At 60.3% G+C, this 21,523-nt stretch carries 5 protein-coding genes; 3 read left to right on the forward strand and 2 right to left on the reverse strand.

The features are described from left to right. Nucleotides 1-427 precede the first annotated feature (427 nt). Both BGIM_RS0137295 and BGIM_RS0137300 read left to right on the forward strand, forming a co-directional pair. A complete protein-coding gene (locus tag BGIM_RS0137295; protein WP_020474715.1) occupies nt 428-17,089 on the forward strand; it encodes a LamG-like jellyroll fold domain-containing protein in 16,662 nt (5,553 codons plus the stop codon). Nucleotides 17,090-17,707: 618 nt separating this feature from the next. Continuing rightward, complete coding sequence (locus BGIM_RS0137300) at nt 17,708-19,042, forward strand: glycoside hydrolase family 71/99-like protein (protein ID WP_020474716.1); 1,335 nt, start codon at nt 17,708-17,710, stop codon at nt 19,040-19,042. A gap of 217 nt (nt 19,043-19,259) precedes the next feature. Here BGIM_RS0137300 and BGIM_RS0137305 read toward each other — a convergent pair whose 3' ends face one another. Further along, complete coding sequence (locus tag BGIM_RS0137305) at nt 19,260-20,249, reverse strand: DUF1559 domain-containing protein (RefSeq protein ID WP_020474717.1); 990 nt, start codon at nt 20,247-20,249, stop codon at nt 19,260-19,262. A gap of 51 nt (nt 20,250-20,300) precedes the next feature. Then, nucleotides 20,301-20,780: a transthyretin-like family protein gene (locus tag BGIM_RS0137310; RefSeq protein WP_020474718.1), complete on the reverse strand. Its 480-nt coding sequence runs from the start codon at nt 20,778-20,780 to the stop codon at nt 20,301-20,303. Nucleotides 20,781-21,059: 279 nt separating this feature from the next. On the opposite strand from BGIM_RS0137310, the gene BGIM_RS54485 reads away from it, so the two are divergent. Further along, a partial coding sequence (locus tag BGIM_RS54485; RefSeq protein WP_162136327.1) for a GntR family transcriptional regulator occupies nt 21,060-21,523 on the forward strand: 464 nt, incomplete at its 3' end.

Below are 21,523 nucleotides of genomic sequence, written 5' to 3' on the forward strand. Positions count from 1 at the left end.
ACCAATCCGCCAGAATTTCTTCCAACAGTCAATGTCTCGCCGATCATTATTGGCGGTTCGCGGATGTATGATCCAATACCACAACGTTTATTATCGGGAAACTTGGCGTCCCGACCCGTCGAAGACTCGCTCGGCGGGTCGGCTGATGGCGGTCGCTCTTGATGAGCCAAGAATACGCCGAATTATTCGTATTTTTGTGTTTTGGCGCCTGATGCCTTGAAGAAACCAAATGCAACAGTGTAAAAAAACGGCGCCCGAAGATTACGATCTGTTAATAATGTGATTCATTTTATTTTAATGATCTGTTCGTAATCGCCTTCAAGCCAGTTGGTTTTCTGTAAAAACAAGCTGTGTTCCTTTAGTGGCTCACAATTCTCTCGCAAACAAAACAGTCAAAAAAAATCCGCCCCTAGTCTGGTGATTGCTCATGGCCCGCCGTCGCACCTCGGTGTTATCCCAAATGTTTCGACAGCGAAAAAACTCCGCAGATCCAATCGCCAAACTCTTCGCCTTGAAGCTCCGTCTGCAAGAGTTAGAAGATCGCTCCAATCCCGCGATCGTGACATGGGACGGCGGGGCCGGCACCTTCAATTGGACGGATCCCGCCAACTGGGACACGGACCGCCTGCCCACGGCCGACGATGACGTGGTTTTGGCGACTGAACGCGCCTTTGTCGACATCACCAATTCGGCGGCCGTCACGGTGAAGAGTCTGACCTCGATCCAGCCATTGGAAGTAGACGTCGGTGCCAGTTTGAATGTTCTCGAAGATGCGGCGTTGGACAATTCAATCTATGTGTCCGGCTCGTTTTCCACCGGAGGGGACGTTCATCTTCTGCCATACGATTCCGCTGATAACCGTCGGGGAGACATTGAACAGTTTGGAGCAAACGGGCCTGTCACGGTGGGACAAGACCTGATTTCTCAAGGATTTGTCGCCGATCCCAACCTTCACGTCCTTGGCAATTTCACCAACAGGGGTTCGATCAGTTCATCCCTGACGGTGGACGGTGATTTCACGCAGGTAAGCGGCGGGGGCATCAGCGAATATTTAAACGCCGACGGAGTAACGCCTCCTTCCCCCACTCTCGTGATCACCGTGGGCGGCACCGCCACGCTCGCCGGTCAGCTTTACGTTGATTTTAACACCAACAAGCCCGTGGTGACATCGGCCGACGCTTTTACCATTCTCAACGCCAGCCAGGTGACGGGCGCGTTTGACAGCGTGATTCTCCCGATGCGCCGAAATCAAGATTTCGTGACGCTGGACCAATCGGGTGCCTCACTCGCCCTCCAAGGCCACGATGTGTCGGATGCCCCGGTGACATGGGACGGCGGAGCTGGCACTCTGAATTGGGGTGATGCGCAGAATTGGGACACAGACGGTTTGCCCGGCCAGTATGACACGGTCGTCATCGGAGCCTTGGGGACGCCCGACCCGGTGGTCCTCAACATCGGCGAGGCTCAAATCATCTCTCTGGTCACGGATCAGCGTCTCCAGATCAACGGTGACTTGAACACCAGAGAGTCCGAGTTTAATGCCGGGTTGGATCTCGGGGCATACGCCTCTCTCTATGTCGCAAACAATTCCCTTGTTTTGAAAGATCATTCCAGTCTGGGGGACTACGCCTCCATTAGTGACAATTCGGGCGATGGGATTGTCATCAATTCAGGTGACACGTTGACCGTGGGAACTGGCAGCCGAATCGACGGCAATCTCCATAACTCCGGGACGATCACCGGGGGTTATCTGTTTGCTAATGGAAATGATGAGAACACTGCCACCGGGCAAATTCGCCTCACGGACACGGGGATGTTCTCCCAGATGGATAATGCCGGAATCATCGCCGCCCCGACGATGACGTTTCAGGGCGGGGTGACCAATAGCGGCACGATCACCGCCAACGCGATCACAGCCGAGGCCTTGGAAAGCAGCGGCCAAGTCACGACTGATACCCTCGTCCTTCCTTATGACCGGCTTGAAATTGACGACGGAACCGTCACGGCGCAAACGGTCGATGTGCAAAACAGTGATTTGTACTTGAACTCGCCGGGAGAACTGCACGCCGCGTCGGTGACCGTGGCCAGGGATGCGTACATCAGCGGCGACCTGACAGCACCATCGGTAACCGTGGCCAATAATGCGTTCGTCAACAGCGAACTGACGACTCAATCCCTCGTCGCCAACAATCTGATAATGGAAAGTGGGTCAATTCTGCGCGGCCGAATTCTTGGCCCGGTCGCCGGGACAGACTATTTGCAAGTGAATGTCGCGGACAAGCTGACGATTTTCGGCGGCGACTTGGAACTCCGGTATGCCGGCGGTGGTTATCTGCCGGTCGCCGGTGATCACTTTGACGTGCTGACCTACGGAAGCAAGACGGGCGACTTTGACAAGATTACCGTTTCCCAAAAGCGCGGTGTTTCCCTGCTGACGCCCGCGCCCGGCGACACGGTTTATCGGTTTGATGCCGTCACGGCCCCGGCCGGAGCGGTGACGTGGGATGGCGGGGCGGGAACCTTCAACTGGTTTGACGCCAAAAACTGGGACGATGACATCGTGCCCGGCGATCTCGACGATGTGGTGATCCCTGATCTACCCGGAACGCCGACAATCCGCATTGAGCCGATTCAAAATTCGGGCATGACCAACCCCACCGTAAGCATTACCAATCTGACGACGAACGAGGCATTGGCCATTGACTGGGGAACCACGGTTGAGGTCGGCCATGCGCCCGTTTTCAATTCCGATGTGACATTGGGCACGGATAGTTCGCTGATCATTGACAATGCCTCTTCGCTGGACATCTCCAAGAATCTGGTGATTGGGACGAATTCCAAAGTTCAATTGACGGCGGCCGGGGCCTCGCTGAACGTCACCGCCTCCGGCAAACTGGCCGGGGAAGGAACCATCAAGGCGAACGTGGCCAATGCCGGAACCGTCTCCCCCGGTGGTTGGGCGGCGGACACCGCCAGGCTCACTGTGGACGGCAATTACACGCAGGCTTCGACAGGAATTCTGGCCGTTGAACTGGCCGGAACGGACAGCCAGGCGGCGAACTACGATCAACTCGCCGTCACGGGAACGGCGAGTGTGGACGGGACGCTGACCGCCTCGTTCATTCACGAATATGTGGCGCTGCCGAATGATGTTTACACGGTCCTGGCGTCGCCCACGATCATCGGGTCATTCGCCACGGTATCCGTGCCTCAAGAAGGAGCGGCGAATTATTTGACGACCGGGACCAACGCTTCCGGTTTCACGCTTACCGGCGCCAGCGTGTTGAACACTTACACCGTCACCAGCACGGATGACGACGGTCCCGGCACCCTCCGGGATGCGATTGCGACGGCTAACGCCACCCCCGGCCGGACGCTGATTGCCTTCAATATTCCGGGGGCGGGCACCCACACGATCTATCTGTCTTCCGGGGGGCTGCCAATCATCTATGCCTCTGTAATCATCGCCGGGGAAACCCAGCCGGGATACGCCGGGGAACCGCTCATCGAATTGAACGGGTCGCAAGACGCCATTAATTCCGCGTTGATTTTCAGTTCGTCCAGCCACTCTTCCGTCAGCGGCCTTGTCATCGACCAATTCACCGGCATTGCCATCGGTGCGTATTCGGGAGCGGGGTTGCGAATCACCGGCAACCGCATCGGGACGGCGCCTTCCGGCGACCGCTTCCTTCCCGGCACGCTGGCCTATTTGCCCGGCGAAAGCGTGTCGACTGACCGCACCGGCAACCTCACGGGCGGCTCGGCGACTGGCGAATACTCTTACTCCAGTGGCAAAGTTGGCAAGGATTTTTCATTCGACGGATCGGCCGGGGCCGGGCTGGATTTTTCACAGGGCGCCGACACCGTTCAGCCAACCGACGCGGTGACCGTCGAGACATGGGTCCGCTCTTCCATCCAGCAACCGGGCAAATGGATCATCGCCAAGGGGGCTGATGAGGATGATGCTCCGTCTTACGGGTTGACGACGGGAGCCGCCGGCGGTTTGCTCTTCCAAGTGACAACGGCCGACGGCACGTTCGCTTCGCCGGACGCCGGCTCTGCCCTGTGGGATGGCGCGTGGCACCATGTGGTCGGGTCGTACAACCGGGCGACCGGCCTCGCGCGCCTGATCGTGGACGGCACGGAAGTCGGCACGGGAACACCGGGCTCCGGGTTAATCAAGTACGGTCTCGCCAAGTCGGATGACTTGGTCTTGGGCAATTCCCCCGGCGACACCGATTCTCCGTTCCAAGGGGACTTGGACGAACTGTCGATTTACGGACGAGAACTCTCTTCTGAAGAGATTCAGACCATCATCAGCAGGGCCAACGGAGGAAAAGCCAAAGGATTTGGAAACGGATCGGGTATCTTTCTCTTCGATGTGTCATCGGCCTTCGTCGGCGACATTGGAATTCAAAATCAAAACTTGATTTCGGACAATCAGGGCACAGGCATTTTTTACAGTGGCATGAACGGACTGACGATCCAAAACAACCTGATCGGCACCGACCGGACAGGGACGCAGGATTACCACAACGCGGGCGACGCACAAATCCAGTCCTATGGCAATCCCAGCAGCAATATTTTGATCGGCGGCCCGGCGGTCAGTCAACGGAACGTCATTGTCACGGGCAACGGCGTGAGCGACGGTGTGTCTAATGGCCGCGGCATCTACATGGAATACTCCTCGAATGTCGAAATCTCCAACAACTACATCGCCACAAACATCACGGGGACCAAGTCTCTCGGCACACAAGCGACGGATATATACGCTTTTAGCGTGAATGGCCTGCGGATTGGGCGACCTCACGCTGGCAATCTCATGTCCGGGGCCATGGGCTATAATGAATTTGAAATATCTACCATTCAAGATTTTGTGGTTCAGGGAAATACGTTCGGTTACTTGGCGGACCGTTTTCTGCAGCCTACGGATGGAAACATCACTTTTAATGGTACTCCTGGATTTCTTTTGGGAGGCTCCGACTACGGCGATGGCAACAGCGGCCGGGGAGATGCTTCCTTTTTCAACGCCGACGGCGGGAGTGTGCTCGGCAATTCGTTCACAATAGTGAACATGGCCGGGGGAAGCAAAAACGTGGTGGTCGGCGGGACTCATGTCGCTGAGCAGAATACTTTGTCGTATTTGACACTCACTGACTTGGACACGACCGGCAACAAAATATACGGCAACCAGATCTTTCAACTGCAGGCGATCAACGGTGCCCACGACAATCAAATCGGCGGTTCTTTGCCGGGGCAAGGCAACACCATTCAATACTTGAGTCTCGGCTCCCCGGGTAACAACCGGCCGTCACTGATCGAAACGTGGCTGCCGGGCGACGGGAACGCTTCGGATTCCAACGACCAATACACTGGCTTCTCCGGGACCACCTACGGCTCGCTAACATACGCGCCCGGCATCCATAATCAGGGATTCCTGTTCGCCGGAAGCGGTGGAATTGTTGAGCATCCGTCTCCGTATGAAGATCGGACTGCCGGCATTGATGCGTGGGTGCGACTCGATCAACTCCCGGCTGTCGGAACCAACGCGACCATCCTGACCCAGAACAATCCGGGCGCCAGCGAGGACTACGGGCTGTATGTGACCAACGACGGCGGCGTTCCCAAGCTTCGCCTTCGCTGGACTTATCAGGGCACGGCCTATGCCGTCGATTCGGATGCGATCCCACTCTTGGACGGCCAAATTCACCATGTGGCCGTGAGTTTCGACGGCACGACGGTGACCTTCTATCACAACGGCCAAATTCTCTCGTCAGCCCCTCAACCCGCCGCTCAAGACCGCCTTAGCGTTGGCGGTCTGTACCGAGTCGGCGCCTCGGCGCGCGATGCGAACACGGGCGAGATATCAGAACCGTTCATCGGCCTGATTGACGAGCCGGCCACCTATATCGACTATAACGGCGACACGCTCGACGAGTCGATGGTCAAGGATATTTACAATGACCGCGGGGTTGACAAAGGGGGTGACGGCACCCGGGCGAACACAGTTCAAGGCAATACGATCATTCATGACGCAGACATCTCCGAATCACCCGAAAATATCATTGGCGGATCGGGAGTCGGCGAGGGAAATCTTTTTCAAGGCCATCTCAATATTAATTCCCCCGCCAGCCAGCACAACATCGTTCAAGGAAATGTGTTTCAAGCTACCACCTTTGGTTTCAGCCAGACCGGCGTCTTTATCTCAGTAGGGGCAAAAAACAACACGGTTGGCGGGACCGCTCCCGGCGATGGCAATGTGTTCCACATTGATCGTTATGGGGTCGTTGTTGATGAACAATTCGGCGGGAACACCTCTGGCAACTCGATTATTGGCAACACCTATCCGATTGCCTTTCCCGGATCGGTGCCGATTGTGTTGCAAGATGGCGGAAACAACAGCGAACCAGTCCCGACGCTGGACTTTGTCCTCGGCGGCGACAACGGCTTGATTTCCGGGTCGGTCATTGGCGATCCGAGCACCGACTACCGCATTGACATCAACGGCGGACCGGCCTCGGACCCGTATTCGTTGAATTTCGGCTCGTTTGTCGTCCACACCGACAGCACGGGAGCGGTCGCCTTCAAACACAATATTCCGTCAAGCGTGCCGTTCGGAAGCGTTCTGGCGATCTCGTCCACCAACCTGACGACCGGCAACACATCTGCTTTCACGGGCGCCAAAACAGCGGTGGCCGCGATTCTGCTGGGCATCCCGGCGCGAGCCAAGGAGGGGGACCATATCGAACTGACGGCGTTCACCTCGGCGTCCACGCCCCAAAATGGTCTGGCTTACAATTGGACCATTTTGAAAGACGGCCAGCCTTATCAGTCCGACAGCGACGAGCAAACATTGCACCCGACGACCGCCGGGATCGTCTTCACGCCCGATGACAATGGCGTCTACACCGTCAGCTTGGAAATCACCACGCTCAATGGCATGAAGGCCACGCTCGGCCCGATCGATATTCCGGTCTCCAACCAGCTTCCCAACGGCGAATACACGCAGGTCGTCCACACGACGGCCGCCGGAACGCCGGTCACCTTCCAGGGAACGGCCACCGATCCGGGCAAGCTCGATCAATCCTCTCTCACCTATGCCTGGGAAGTCCGGGCTGGCACGCCGACGGGGCCGATGGTGTTCACGGGAACGGGGCCGGAAATCACGTTCACGCCCACGCTGGGGAACCTGCACTTTGTCACGATGATCGTGACCGACAAGGACGGCGGCGTGGAACGCATGCCCGCCCGCGTGCTTGATGTGACCGGCGGGGATAGTGTCGCCAGCATCGTCGTGACGCCGGACGGCCCGGAAGGCGCCCCGGTGCGGGCGCACGCCCAACTGAGCGACTTGGTCCGCTCGCAAGCGGTGACTTACACATGGAGCGTTCTCAAGGACGGGGCGCCGTATTCCTCGTTCACCATCCCCAGCGATGGCTGGATGGAATTCGTGCCCGATGACAACGGCGTCTATCAAGTCGGCCTGACGCTGACCGTGGCCGGTGCTGCAAGCGCGGCGGTGCCGAAAATCGTGGTGGTTTCCAATGAACGCCCGACTCCGTCGATCAAGGGAATTTCCAATCAGATCAGCCTTGGCCAAACGGTCAACGCGCTGGCCGATGTCGTCGATCCGGGCAAGGCCGACACCGCGACACCTGACAAAATGTCCCTGCTGTGGCAATGGAAGCGAATCGACTCGCCCGGCGTTCAACCGGTGCAAAGCGGAACGGACACGCAATTCCCGATCACGCCGACTGATCCCGGCATTTACGAACTCTCCCTGACGGCCACCGACAAGGACGGCGGGTCCAAGAGAATCGACAAACTAGTGCGGGTGGTCGGCGATCAACTGACGGTGTCCCTCGGCATCCCCGCCGGGCCGTTTGTCCAAGGCAGTTCTTATTCATTGACGCCGACGGTCACCGGCGGGGCGGGACCATACCAGAGCGCATGGACCATCACCGACCGGTTCGGGAGGACGGTGGCCTCGTCCACGGCGGGCGATTACACCAGTGTCTTGGCCGCTTTTTCGTTCCTTCCGCCGTCCCCCGGTTCTTACACGCTTCGATTGCTGGTGCGCTCCCAGTCCGGCCTCACGGGCCTGATCGAAGGCCATGTCAATGTGGCCAACGCCCCGCCGCTGGCATCGCTGGCGGTTGACCCGGCCGATGCCCCGTATCAGGAGGGCAAGGCCATCCATGTGAAACTGACGACCAAGGACCCCGGCGGGGCTTCTCCCGTTTTTGTTCAGTGGCAGGTCAACGGAAGCCCGGTGACCAATCCCGGCAAAGATCCGACGGTTTATGTGTTCACCCCGCCGGACAACGGTTCGTATGTCGTCTCGGCCGTGGTGAGCGACCCGGACGGCGGCGTCACGACGGCGCAACTGAATTTGAACGTCGCCAATGTCGCGCCGACTGTTGATCCGCTTCCCGACGTCAGTGTGACATCCAAGGACACCAAAATTGTTTTCTCGGCCAAGGCCGCCGATCCGGGCATCAACGACACATTCACTTATGCCTGGACGGCCACCCGAAACGGCATCTCTCTTCCGGGCGGCTCGGCGGCGACTTTCAGCGTGCCCATCACGACGGCCGGAACCTTCCTCGTCCGGGTGACGGTGACGGACAAAGACGGCGGCGCCACCACGCGCAGCATCGCCTTCGTCCTCGGCTCCAACGCCGCCGACACGATCAAAGTCACGCCGGCCATGTTCGCCAGCGCCCCGGCCGACCGTTATGCGGTGTTCGCCCGCGCGGGCAACGACCGGGTCAGCGTCGATCCCGCCTTTGCCTTCCCGGTGTATATCGACGGCGGCGAGGGGAATGACACCATCGTCGGCGGCGCCAAGGGGGATGTGCTGGTCGCCGGGCCCGGCAACAACTCGGTTTCCGGCGGAGCCGGGGACGACACGATCTACGGCGGCGGCAGTGACACGCTCGACGGCGGCGCCGGCGTCGGCGACCGCCTCATCCCGCACTTCAGCAACATCACCCTGCTCGACCCGGACGGGGCGACGGTCAGCCTGGAACAAGCCCCGACCGGAGTCACGCTGGATCTCGGCCAGCAAGCGGGGCAACACCAGCCGGTGTTCGTGTTCAACAACATCGCCAGCTATATCACGATGACCGGCGTTTTTGACGCCATCGAGGGAAGCCCCTATCAGGACTCGCTGACAACCAGCATCGCCAACACCTCTCTGCTCGGGGGTGGCGGGGATGACCACCTCGCCTCCACAATAGCCAGCGGAGTGATTCTTGACGGCGGCGACGGGAACGACCAACTCACGGTCGGCGGCACAAACAACACCATCACCGGTGGCGACGGGAACGATCAGATCTCTGTTTCCGGCAGCGGCAACACAGTCACCGGGGATGGCGGGGACAACACGATCATCCTGAATCCGGGGACCGATGGAGGGGTTGTCGGCGGCGGCGACGGAAACAACACGATCATCGGCAACGGCGTCACCGACACCACGATTCTGGGCGGCGACGGCGACGACACGATTGACCTCGATTCGTCGTCCGGCACACAAATCGAGACAACTCCGACGGCTCCCGCCGACCCCTCCTCGCCAAGTGATCCGCTGGGGGGCGGGCTGGTGTTCGGTCGCGGGTTGCCCGGCTCGAAACGAACCGATGTGAACCTGAACGCCACCGAAGACATCAGCATCTTCGGATCGGACACCCACAAGATGATCGTCAGCGCCCGGCAATCGGGCAACGTGGATGTTTTTGCCACCGGCCGGGATGATGTCACCTTTGATTCAGTGACGGCCGGGACGATCAACACCGATGCTTTCGGCGCCGCCCGCGACCTCGCCCCGGACGAGCAATCCACCGTGATTGTCCGGACATCAACCGATGTGAGCGTCTTCGGCTCGGCCCAACGGCCGACCACGTTGACAGCCAGCGACTCCGACCGGGTGACCGTGTATGCCGGCCCGGCGGATGTGATTGAACTGGACAATGTCCGCGAGACTGATGTGCGGACGGGGGTGCTGGGTGACGATTCGCCATCCGCCGACAAAACAACGGTGAATGTGAAGACATCCAATGATGTCCGGGTGTTCGGAACGGATGACCAGCCATTGAAAGTGGCCGTGTCCGACTCCGACAGCGTCGATGTGTTCGGCGGTTCCGGATTGGATGTGAGTTTTGACAAGGTAACCGCCTCCGCCGTGGTCGTCGACACCTTTGGCGCCGCCGCTCCCCAACCGGGTCTGGCAAAAGTGGCGGTTCAGAATAGCGATGGCGTGGGCGTGTTCGGCACGAATGATCGAGATTTGCAGGTCACCGCCGACAACTCGTCAAATGTCGATGTGTTCGGCGGCGACGGCGCCAGCGTGACGTATCAGCAAGTTGCTGGCGGAAGCGTGACCATCAACGAGTTGGGCGCTAGCCGGCCCGGAGCCTCTCGCCCGACGGTTGTGGTGACGGGCAGCCAGGATGTGAGTCTCTTTGGCAGTGACGCTCAGTCCCCGGAATTCTCGGCCGATCATTCGACGAACATTGACGTGTTCGGCGGTTCCGGGACGGACGTGAACTTTGACACGGTGACCGGCGGGAAGATCGTGATTGATTCGCTCGGCTCATTGCTGCCCCAAACCGGCGACGCTCATGTGAATCTCTCCGCCAGTCAAGACGTGAGCGTGTTCGGCGGGACGAACCGCACGATGACCGTGAACGCGACGGGCGTCTCCAAAAACATTGTCGTCTTCGCCCAGGACACGGATCTGGTGTCATTTGACCATGTCTCCGGCGGCATTATCGTCGTTGATTCTCTCGGATTGCCGCTGCCGTCAGCCCGCAATGAGGGTGTAACCATTACTGATGCCGACACCATCCGTCTCTTCGGCATCGGAGACGCGGCCAATCAGGTGAACATCACCAACAGCACGGACATTCAAGCCTTTGCCGGCGGCGGGGATGATTCATTGACGGTAACCGGCGGTTCCGACGTGGAGGCGGCGGGGGACGCGGGCAACGACACCCTCACGGTCAATTCGGGTGACAACATCATCGTCTATGGCGGGGATGGCGCCGACGTCTTTCACATGGACGGCGGCGTGTCAGCCATCGCCGTCGGCGGGGCGGGGGACGACCAGTTTAATATTTCCGGTGGAGACAGCCCCATCGTTTTCGGCGGCTTGGATCAGAATTCTTATGTGATCACCGGCGGCACAAACCCTTATGCGATTGGTGGAAATTCCGGGGAACACTTCACGGTCACCGGGGGCAACAACGCGGCCGTCAGCGCCGGCGGCGGGGACGACACCATCACGGCTTCCGGCAACCCGGACAACTTCACCGGCGTGACGGCATTGGACGGCAGCGACGGCAACGATGTGACCACCATCAGCGACAATTTGAATGATGTCTACGCCTTCGGTGCTGATGGTGACGACCAGCTCACTGCGACCGCCGGGCTGCGAGTGAATCTGTACGGCGAGGACGGCAACGATACCACTTCGTTCCTGGCCGGCAGCCAGCTCCGGGCCTCGGGCGGGGCGGGCAACGACACCATGACGACATCAAGCAGCGGTGACAACATTTTGCTGATCGGCGGGAATGACGCGGACAACATTCAAGTGAACGCGGGCCAGACGGTGACCGCCTACGGCTTGGACGGGGCCGACACGATCAATGTCGCCGACGGAAACGATGTGGAAGCCATCGGCGGGGCCGACGCGGACACTTTGAGCATCGCCGGGGGAACCGGGATCAGCGCCTTCGGGGAGTCGGGGGACGACAATCTCAGCGTCTCCGGCGGCACGAGCCTCTTGCTTGCCGGCGGGGCGGGCTCGGACCAATTGACGGTCGTCGGCGGGGCTAACGTCCTGGCCTTTGGCGAAACCGGCACGGACACACTGACGGCCTCGGGCGGCTCGAAAGTCACCCTGTCGGGGGGCGATGGTCAGGACACACTCAGTTCGACCACCAGCGAAGCCGAATTGTACGGGGATGACAGCGACGACACATATAAGCTGCAACTCACGCCAACGCCGCTGGATCTGCGAATCCACGAGTTGCTGGTTCTCCCGGACGGAAGCTTTGAAGCCCCCTCGCGCGGGTCGGATACCATCGACCTTTCCGGCATCACCGGCGTCGGCGCGACGCTGGATCTTGGCCAACCGGGGGACGACACTCTTCCCGACGGCGGGCTGCAATCGGTCGTGCCCGGCCGACTGCGGGTGGCGTTGTTTGGAACATTTGAAAACATCATCGGCACGGATTCGGCCGACTTCCTCCAAGGCGATGCTGCGGACAATCACATTCAGGGCAACGGTGGCAACGACACCATCATCGGTCTGGCTGGGAACGACACGCTGGAAGGGGGCGCCGGGGACGACACGCTCAATGGCGGGGCCGGCAACGATCAATATCCGTTCAACGACACCCCGGCCGTCGTCGGGGGGCCGCGGCTTTCGCTGGGTTCGGACACCATCATCGAACCATCGGACACCGATGAGGACTCTCTCGACTTTTCGCAATTCGGTTCGGCCGTCACCGTTGATTTGAGTTCGACAACCACCCAAACGGTCGCCCCCAATCTCGCCATCACGCTGGACAATGCCTCCGGAATCGAGGACGTGGCGGGATCGGATTTCGACGACTCGCTGTCCGGGAACGCCCGCGACAACCGCCTGACGGGCGGCAAAGGAAACGACACGCTGGCGGGCCGGGCCGGAAACGACACGTATGTGTTCGCTGGATCGCAACTCGGCTCCGACACAGTGAACGAAGTCAGCGATCAGGACAGCGACACGCTGGACTTCGCGGAGTTCGACGGGCCGGCCAATGTCAACTTGTCGCTGACGACGCCGCAGGTTTTCGGCCCGGATCTGACGCTCACATTGGGGGATGGCGAAGGGCTGGAGAATGTCGTCGGCACCGGATATTCGGACTCGATCACCGGAAACGACCGCGACAATCACCTGACCGGCGGCGGCGGGGCCGACACGATCCGCGGCGGCGCTGGAAACGATTACTTGCAGGCCGGCTTCACGCAAGTGGTGTTCCTGGACTTCGTCAGCGGAACGGACGCGGCTCGGGGTGATTATGTGTACACCATCGCAGAGCAGAATGCCATTCTCGCCAACTTGAATGCGAAATTCGCCGGGTTTGATTATGTCTTCACCAACGACCGCGACGCGGCCAAGCTCGCCACCGAAGCCACGGGGGGCGAGTTTGACACCCTCGTCTTCAACGCCGGGCCGGGCGGTGGTGTCGGCGGCGAGGCCGATGAGATCGACTTCCGAAACCTGCGGCATACCAACACCGGATCGGTCAACATCCAGCCGCTGCTGTCATATCTGGACGGAGTCCCCGGCGACCGGGAGGCCTTGATTATCAACCTGACGGCCACTGTGGCCGCCCACGAAATCGGCCACATGGCCGGCCTGCGGCATGCCGATTCGTTCGGCCCAATCGGTTCGGGAATTCCGGCCAGGGTCGATCCAACGCTGTACTTCCCGACATATGTTGGCCCGATGCAAGCCGACGAATCACAACTCCATGTGATGGCCAGCCCCCTCGCGGTGGGCAGCACGATCGCCGACGCCGCCCAAGACACGTTCTTCGGGGAACGCGAGGACATCAAACTGGCGTTCAACGAGGTTGGCCGGACGATTTTTGAAACCAACACAGACGGAGATTCACACGACTCGGCCGCGACGGCCGAACCGCTCGGCGTCCTGCCGTCGTTGACGGTGCCAAACACGCTGCGAGGCGAGTCGCAAAACGCCGGGAAGCAGTTCAATGTTTCCGCATTGGCGGTGATCGGTCATGTCGTCGTCACCAACGGCGTGTCCGAACAGGATGTTTACTCGCTCACCGGCAAGGCGGGCGACCTCATGAATTTTGAACTGATCTCGGAAAGCCTCAATCCATCCCGTGGCCAGCCGTTCGACGGCGTCCTGACTTTGCGAGACGCGGCGGGCAACGTGATCGCGACCAACGACGATGAATACGAAGGCACCCGCGATGCCTCGATCATCGACGCGAAACTGCCGGCGGACGGCGTCTATTTCATCGAAGTGGCCCCGTACTTTAACGGGGACGGCGGCCGTTATGAACTGTTCATGAGCCGCTTCGCCACCGGCGTCGCCTCGCGAGCCACCGGCGATGACCTCGCCGGCGGCTCCGGCTCCGACACGAGTGTCGGCGGCTTGGGAGACGACATCTTCCGCAAGAGTGATTCGCTGGCGAGCGACCTTGATGTGTTTTTGGGCGGCGGCGGCCAGAACATTCTGGACGAAACAGGCGGCGCCGACGGCGGGCATGACACCTTGGCCAACATTACGTTCGTGAAGGCGGCCAGCATCGCCCCGGTGGCTGGTCAGTCCTCGATGACGTTCAATCTCACCGAAGGAAACCTTTTTGAACATCAAACCCCGTTCACCATTGCGGATGGTGATTCGCTGACTTATCGCATCATGCCAGATGGCGGCAACCCGCTTCCGTCCGGCATCGGTGTTGACAATAACGGGCTGGTCCGCTGGCTTCCCTCGCGGGGAGGCGATTTCTCCGCAACGGTGATCGCCACGGACTCGCTGGGCGAATCGGCCACCTACCAGATGACCTTTCATGTGGCCGATGTCGCTCCTGTCGTGACCGCGACCGGAGCCTCTCATGTGCAGGAAGGAAAGACGTGGACCGGCTCGGGCCAATTTACCGATCCGGGCGTGAACGTGTGGACGGCGACCGTCGATTACGGCGACGGCCAGGGGGCGCAACCAGTGGCACTGTCAGCCGACGGCAAATTCAAACTCAGCCACTTGTATCCGAACAGCGGCGTCAAAACGGTCACCGTGCGAGTGTTTGACGGCATTCTGACGGGACAAACCACTCTTCAAGTGACGGTTGACAACGTCAACCCGAATGGCGTGCTGACCAATTCCGGGCCGATCACCCAAGGCCAGCCGTTGAGCGTGAGCGTGGGAAATCTGACCGATCCTTCGCCCGCCGACCTGGCCGGGCTGACTTTCAGCTATGACTTCGACAACGATGGCACGCCGGACGTGGTCGGAAGCACGCAAACAACGATGGTTGTCCCGGCAAACAAGCTCCCGGCGGGACATTCGACGGCGACCATTCGCGTTCGCGTCTCCGATCCCGACGGTGGTTTTACGGACCTGTTCACTCAGGCGTCCGTTTACAACGTCGCCCCGTCGGTTACCACGGGGACAGGGCAGACAGTCGTGGCGGGCAACACGGTTCATCTGAGCGCCAGCGCGAGCGATCCGGGCAACGACATCGTGAGCCGGACATGGACAATCACCAACACGGCCACCAATGCGATCGTGGCCACCGGCAGCGGCGACACCTTCGATTACGTCCCCGCCAAAGCCGGTAATTTTGTCGCCACCATTGCCGTGAAGGACGCTTTTGGGGCCGCCGCGACCGCAAGCCAAAACTTGACGGTCAAACTGCTCCCGCCGACCGGCACGGTCGCCAACAGCGGCCCCGTGACCGAGGGAAGCCTGGCCACGGTGAAACTGACCCCGGCCGATCCGACCCGGCCGTTGCATTATGCGTTCGACTTTGACAACGACGGGATCTTCGATCTGGGTGACGGGCTGACCTATGCCGGTTCCGTGGCCTCGAACAGTGCCACCTTGCCCGCCACCCTGACGGCCAACGGACCGGCCAGCCGGCCTGTGCGAATCCGGGTGATTGACGACAACAATCAATTCACGGAATATTCGACGACGGTCAGCGTCGTCAATGCCGCGCCGACCGTCTCGATATCCTCTCCGGCGACGGCGCCGGTGGGCAAGCCTGTTCAGTTTACGTTGTTCGGGAACGACCCGTCTCCGGTTGATGCCGCCGCGAACCTGACGTTCCGAATTGACTGGAACAACGATGGCGTGTTCGACGAAACAGTGGTCGGCCCGAGCGGAACGGTGGTGCCGCATACGTTCTCCGTGGCCGATGATGTCGAATTCTCCGTGATCGCCATCGATCAGGACGGCGGAAAAAGCGAGGCGGTCACGGCCTCCGTATATGTGGGCGACCCGCCTCCGGCCGTCCGCGGAACCGTGTCGATCGTCAAGGGGGACTTGGTGATCGTCGGGACCAAATACAACGACCGGATTCACATCACTCCGGGGGGCACGCCCGGCAGCGTCATGGTGTCCGACAATGGCGTGATGTTCGGCCCTTATCTGCCGACCGGCATCATTCGGATCTCTGGCGGATATGGCAACGATGTGATCACCATTGACCGCCGGGTCACCGTGGCGGCGAGAATTGACGGCAGTTATGGCAACGATCTGATCCGGGGTGGCGCCGGGGGAGACACCCTGATCGGGAACATCGGCAACGACTCGCTGGACGGCGGGGCGGGGAACGACTCGCTGGACGGCGGCACGGGGAACGACACCCTGACGGGCGACGCGGGCATTGACACCTTCAACGGCGGGGCCGGAACGGATCTGCTGGTTGAATCGGCCGATGCCAGCATGATTCTGTCGCAGGGAACCGCACGAATCAACGGGGCGTTGAGCATCGGCGCCGAAACGGACGTGCTTTACCGGACCACCATCGAAACGGCCGTCCTGACCGGCGGCGACGGCAACAACACCATCAACGCCGCCGCGTTTTCCGGAAAGGTGACGCTCATCGGCGGGGCGGGCAACGACATCCTCACCGGTGGCGCCGGCAATGATGTGCTGATTGGCGGAACAGGCAATGACTTTCTGACTGGCAACAACGGCCGGGATCTGCTCATCGGCGGAATGGGAGCCGACAGTCTGGCCGGCGGGCTTGGCGATGACCTGCTCATCGCCGGTTCGACCATCCACGATGAAAACCTCGCGGCCATCGACGGAATCATGGCTGAATGGACCTCCGCCAGAGTCTACACGACCCGAATCGGCCAACTGACCGGCACGATCGCCAAGGGACTGAACAAGACATTTCTCCTGACAGCCGCAACCGTTCAAAACGACCATGTCACCGACATATTGGCCGGCGGCACGGGCGGATTGAACCGCGACTGGTTTGTCACTTCTTTGGGCGACGTGGTCACCGACCTGACGACCACGCCGAAAACAATCATTGAAACTCGAACCGATTTTTGAGATGACTTTCAGTAACCATCTTCCCGGATCAGTGATTTTAATTCGTCTCGTTCTATCCGGAGCGACAAGACGGCTATTGAACTTTTTGTCGTTGGCGTCCGCGACCGGGAAGTCCGGCGGCGTCGTCTGGATGACAGCAATGCTTTCTCAGATTGATTTTTCGCCCCACTTCCGCACAAGCGACCGAAGTTCCGGACGCGACGAATCGTGTCCCTGATCGCGCGGAACCCGGCCCGGCGGCAGACACCGGCTGCGGGATCGAGTTCTCTGATTCATGAGTTACCCGGCGGCCAGTGCGGCTGAGCTTTATCTGTCAAGCCGTGGGTGGTTCGATGATTCGCTGTTCACTTTGGTCGTTCATGGGAGTTGCGGCCCTCGTCACCCGTGCATCGCAGGGTTGCCCTTTGACGATCACTCGCGACTCCATGTCTGCGCCGCTTGCTCTGACCGCGTAGTTGTCGGGCGAGTGAACGCGGCGGAAGAGTGTGCTTTTCTCCGCGACCGGGTACAAAACAACCGGGACGCCCGCCAGATCGAGCGCCGCTTTAAGTGACCGCCGAGGCCTGACCCGGCGCCACGGCAAGCGACGGCCGGTGTTCACCCGAGGATAAACCGAACATGAAAAAATGGCGTGGCGGGCTGGTCGCCCTTCTGGGCGCGACCGCAGTGCTGGGTGCGATCCTGATCATTTTCGCCCGGCGGCCAGCAATGCCGGTTCGCGAACAAGTTATCGCGCAGGCCCCGGAATCATCTCCGGAAAAAAACGAGAAGGGTGTTGACTGCTCGACTCTCAATGGAAAAGTGCTGTGCGGCTACCAGGGATGGCACGCGGCGGAAGGGGACGGCTGCGGGCGAGGATGGTATCACTGGACTGGAAAGAATGGGTTCAAGCCGGGCAGCGCCAACGTCGATCTGTGGCCCGACGTCAGCGAACTCGATCCCGACGAGCGTTACGCGACGCCATTCAAGACCAAGGATGGAAAGGCCGCCGAGGTCTACAGCGCCTTCAATGCCAAGACGGTGCATCGGCATTTCAAGTGGATGCGGGACTATGGGATCGACGGCGTATTCGTCCAGCGATTTTCGGTCGAGGTCTCAAACCCGCCCGGATTGAGGCAATTCAACGCGGTGCTCGAACATTGCCGGGAGGGGGCGAACAAACACGGGCGCACTTTTGCGGTCATGTACGATCTCTCGGGGATGCGCGCTGGTCAGATGGGCAAGGTGATGGACGACTGGAGGCTCCTCAGCGAAAAGATGCAAATCGCGAAAGACCCGGCGTATCTGCATCATCACGGCAAGCCCGTCGTGGCGGTGTGGGGCCTCGGCTTCAGCGACGGGCGGAAATACACGTTGAAGGAAGGACTCGAATTGGTGGCGTTCTTGAAGAGCAAAGCCGGCGGCGAATGCACGGTGATGCTGGGGGTGCCGACCCACTGGCGCACGCTGGATCGCGACGCGGTGAGCGACAAAGCGCTTCACGAATTGATCTCAATGGCGGACATCGTGAGTCCGTGGACGGTGGGGCGATACGATACGCCGGAACTGGCGGAGAATTACGCCCGGCAGACAATGAAACCGGACATCGCCTGGTGCAAAGAACGGGAGAAGGATTATCTGCCCGTCGTTTTTCCGGGCTTCAGCTGGCACAATCAGAACTCCAAATCCCCCGTGAATTCGATCCCGCGCCGGGGCGGGAAGTTCCTCTGGTCCCAATTCGTCGCTTCGAAGCGGGCCGGGGCAACGATGGTCTACCTGGCCATGTTTGACGAAGTGGACGAAGGCACGGCGATCTACAAATGCACGAATGACGTGCCGGTGGGGGAATCGACCTTCTTGAGTTTTGAAGGTTTGCCGAGCGATTTCTATTTGAAGCTCGTCGGGGCGGGGAGCAACATGATCCGCGGTGATCTCCCGCCGACGGAAGAAATGCCGATACTGGACAGGCCATAGAAATTGGCGAAGCGGGCGGGAATCCGGCTCAGGTTTTGCGCGCGGTCGCCGTCTCGTAACGATGCTTGGAAATTCCATTCCCGCTTTGCCAGGCCCGAAACTTAACCGTTTGCCCCCGGCGCTGTCCGTGGTATCGAATGTTCGGGCGATGGCCGACGGCCCCGCTGAGTGGCGCCCCGCCGGCGTGGCCGTGACAGGGCCGGTTCCATCGACTCGCTTAATTGTTGCCGAGCGTCTCGCCGCCGTTCCGCGTGCCGAGGGCCTTCCAGGTCGCCAGGTTGATGCCGTTCGTCACAAACCGCACGGACCCGTCGCCCATCAGGGCGTTCACGCCGCCGGTGTGCTTGCTGGAGTATCCGAACTCGACCTTCTTCTTCTCGGCGACACTCGTGTCCAGAGCCTTGTAGTTCGGCGGCACGGCCGTCGTGCCGAGGAACTCGGAATAATCCCATTGGTCGTCGATCGTGTCGCTGCCGAAGCACCAGTGGTCCTTGCGGGACTCGTTGTCCGTCTCGGCCGCCGGGTAAGTTCCGAAGTACGTCGATTCCGGAACGGCCTCGGCGACCATCACCGTGTTCGACAGGCCGTCCGTCACGCCGGCGAACCGGACTCGGTCCACGAGCAGGAACATGCCGTCGCCGGCCTTGAAGGTGGTGCTCGCGACTTCGTCGTCGATCAGGGTGCCCGAACAGTTGGCGATGTACGTGGAGGGCACTCGCTTGGCGACCTTCCAGCCGGCCCGAGAGGTGTCCGGGGTCTGCATGGGGAGGCCGGCGGACGGGCACTGGAACACGGACAGGTAGGTTTCGCACGCCGCGATGTTCCGCTCGGTCACGCTCGTGGAAGTGATCGAAGCGCTGGCGTAAGGCGTGCTCGCGGCCCAGTTCGCGTTGAGGACGTTCTCCGGTTGCAACGAAAGCGCCGCGTCGATCGCGGACTGTTCGAGGTGAGCCGGGATGAACGCATTCCACCCGGCTCCGTTGACCGTGGTGCCGTATCCTTCCAAGCCGGGCGGCAGGGTTTCTTGGACGCCGTGGAAGTTGTGCAAGGCGAGGCCGATCTGTTTCAGGTTGTTCGTGCATTTCATCCGGTTGGCCGCCTCCCGGACTTTCTGGACGGCCGGCAGCAGCAGGCCGATCAGGATGGCGATGATGGCGATCACCACCAGTAATTCGATCAGTGTGAACGCGGTGCGGGAACGAGTCATGTCAGACGCTCCAAATAAGGGTTTGATGAAGTCGAGTTTTGATGAATCGGGTTACTTGTAAGAAGCCGACGGCAGGGGCGGCGGAGGCATGCCGACCGTCTTCAGGGCGAGGTCCAGGGTCGTCGCCGGGGACTGAAGAGTGGCGGAAATCCCGGACGAGGCCGGGTCGAGATACGGCGCGGGGAGCGTCTCGCGGGCGCCGCCTTCGCCGGGCTTGGCGTCCGGTTGGGGCTGGCCCTTCGCATCCAAGATGCGGGAGAACGCGAGGCGGTAATCACCGGGAACAAAACCGGAGGTCGCGTCGCCGGTGACGACAAACTCGCCCTTCTCGTCGGTGACGGCCCGGCCGAAGTTGTTCGCCCCCAAGGCGGCGTTCGTATCGGCCGGCCAGAAGCCGACGATGACACCGGCCGCCGGCTTGCCGTCAACAGTCACGACGCCCTTCACCGACACGTGGGGGGCGTTCCGGGAACAGCCGGCATTTAGCCCGATGATCCCGAGGCAGAACAGACAGAGGATAAATTTCCGCATCGTTGCCCTTCTTCTGTCATATGACAGATAGAACACTTTCGACAAATCTGTTTTACCTGTCCTGCAACGGTCTGTCTACGGAAAGAATGTTAATATTTGAAGTATATTTCTTCACATTTTATGACGAAATGCCGTGATTGACGCATGAGGAACCAGTGGAAAGCTGTTCCATGAAGAGTCGGTGAATACTGCAAGCAGATTGAATTTAACATAGAACAGAACCAAGTAAATCTGTAATCTGTGATAGATCAGAATTCCTCCCCCTTGATGGTGGATTTGATGACAAGAACTGTTGCGTTCCCGGACGACCCAACCACCACGCCCAAGTACCTTCAGGTTTCGCATCAGATCGAAGGGGACATTGTTCGGGGAAAGTGGCCGGGCGGGCGGCTGCCCGGCGTTCGGTCTTTGGCCCGTGATTATGGAATCTCGATCGTGACCGCGTCGCGGTCGCTGCAAGACCTTGTGGACCGTGGCCTCGTCGAAACCCGCGAGCGGTTCGGCTGCTTCATTCGGTCGAACACACCGGCGCCCGCGCCGGCGGCCACCGTTGAAACATGGGGGCTATGCCTGCGGCTCACGCCCGGCCCGTGGCGGCAGGGGACCGAGGCGTCGTTCCGCGATGGTTTCGCGGCCGCAGCCGCAATGGAAGGCTGCCAGGTTCGCAACGACCTCTTCCCGAATGCCGACGCGGCGGAATCAGTATTGACGGGGCAAGCCCGGGCGGCCCGCGAGGCCGGGGT

The sequence above is a fragment of the Zavarzinella formosa DSM 19928 genome (genome assembly GCF_000255705.1).
Lineage (GTDB): Bacteria > Planctomycetota > Planctomycetia > Gemmatales > Gemmataceae > Zavarzinella > Zavarzinella formosa.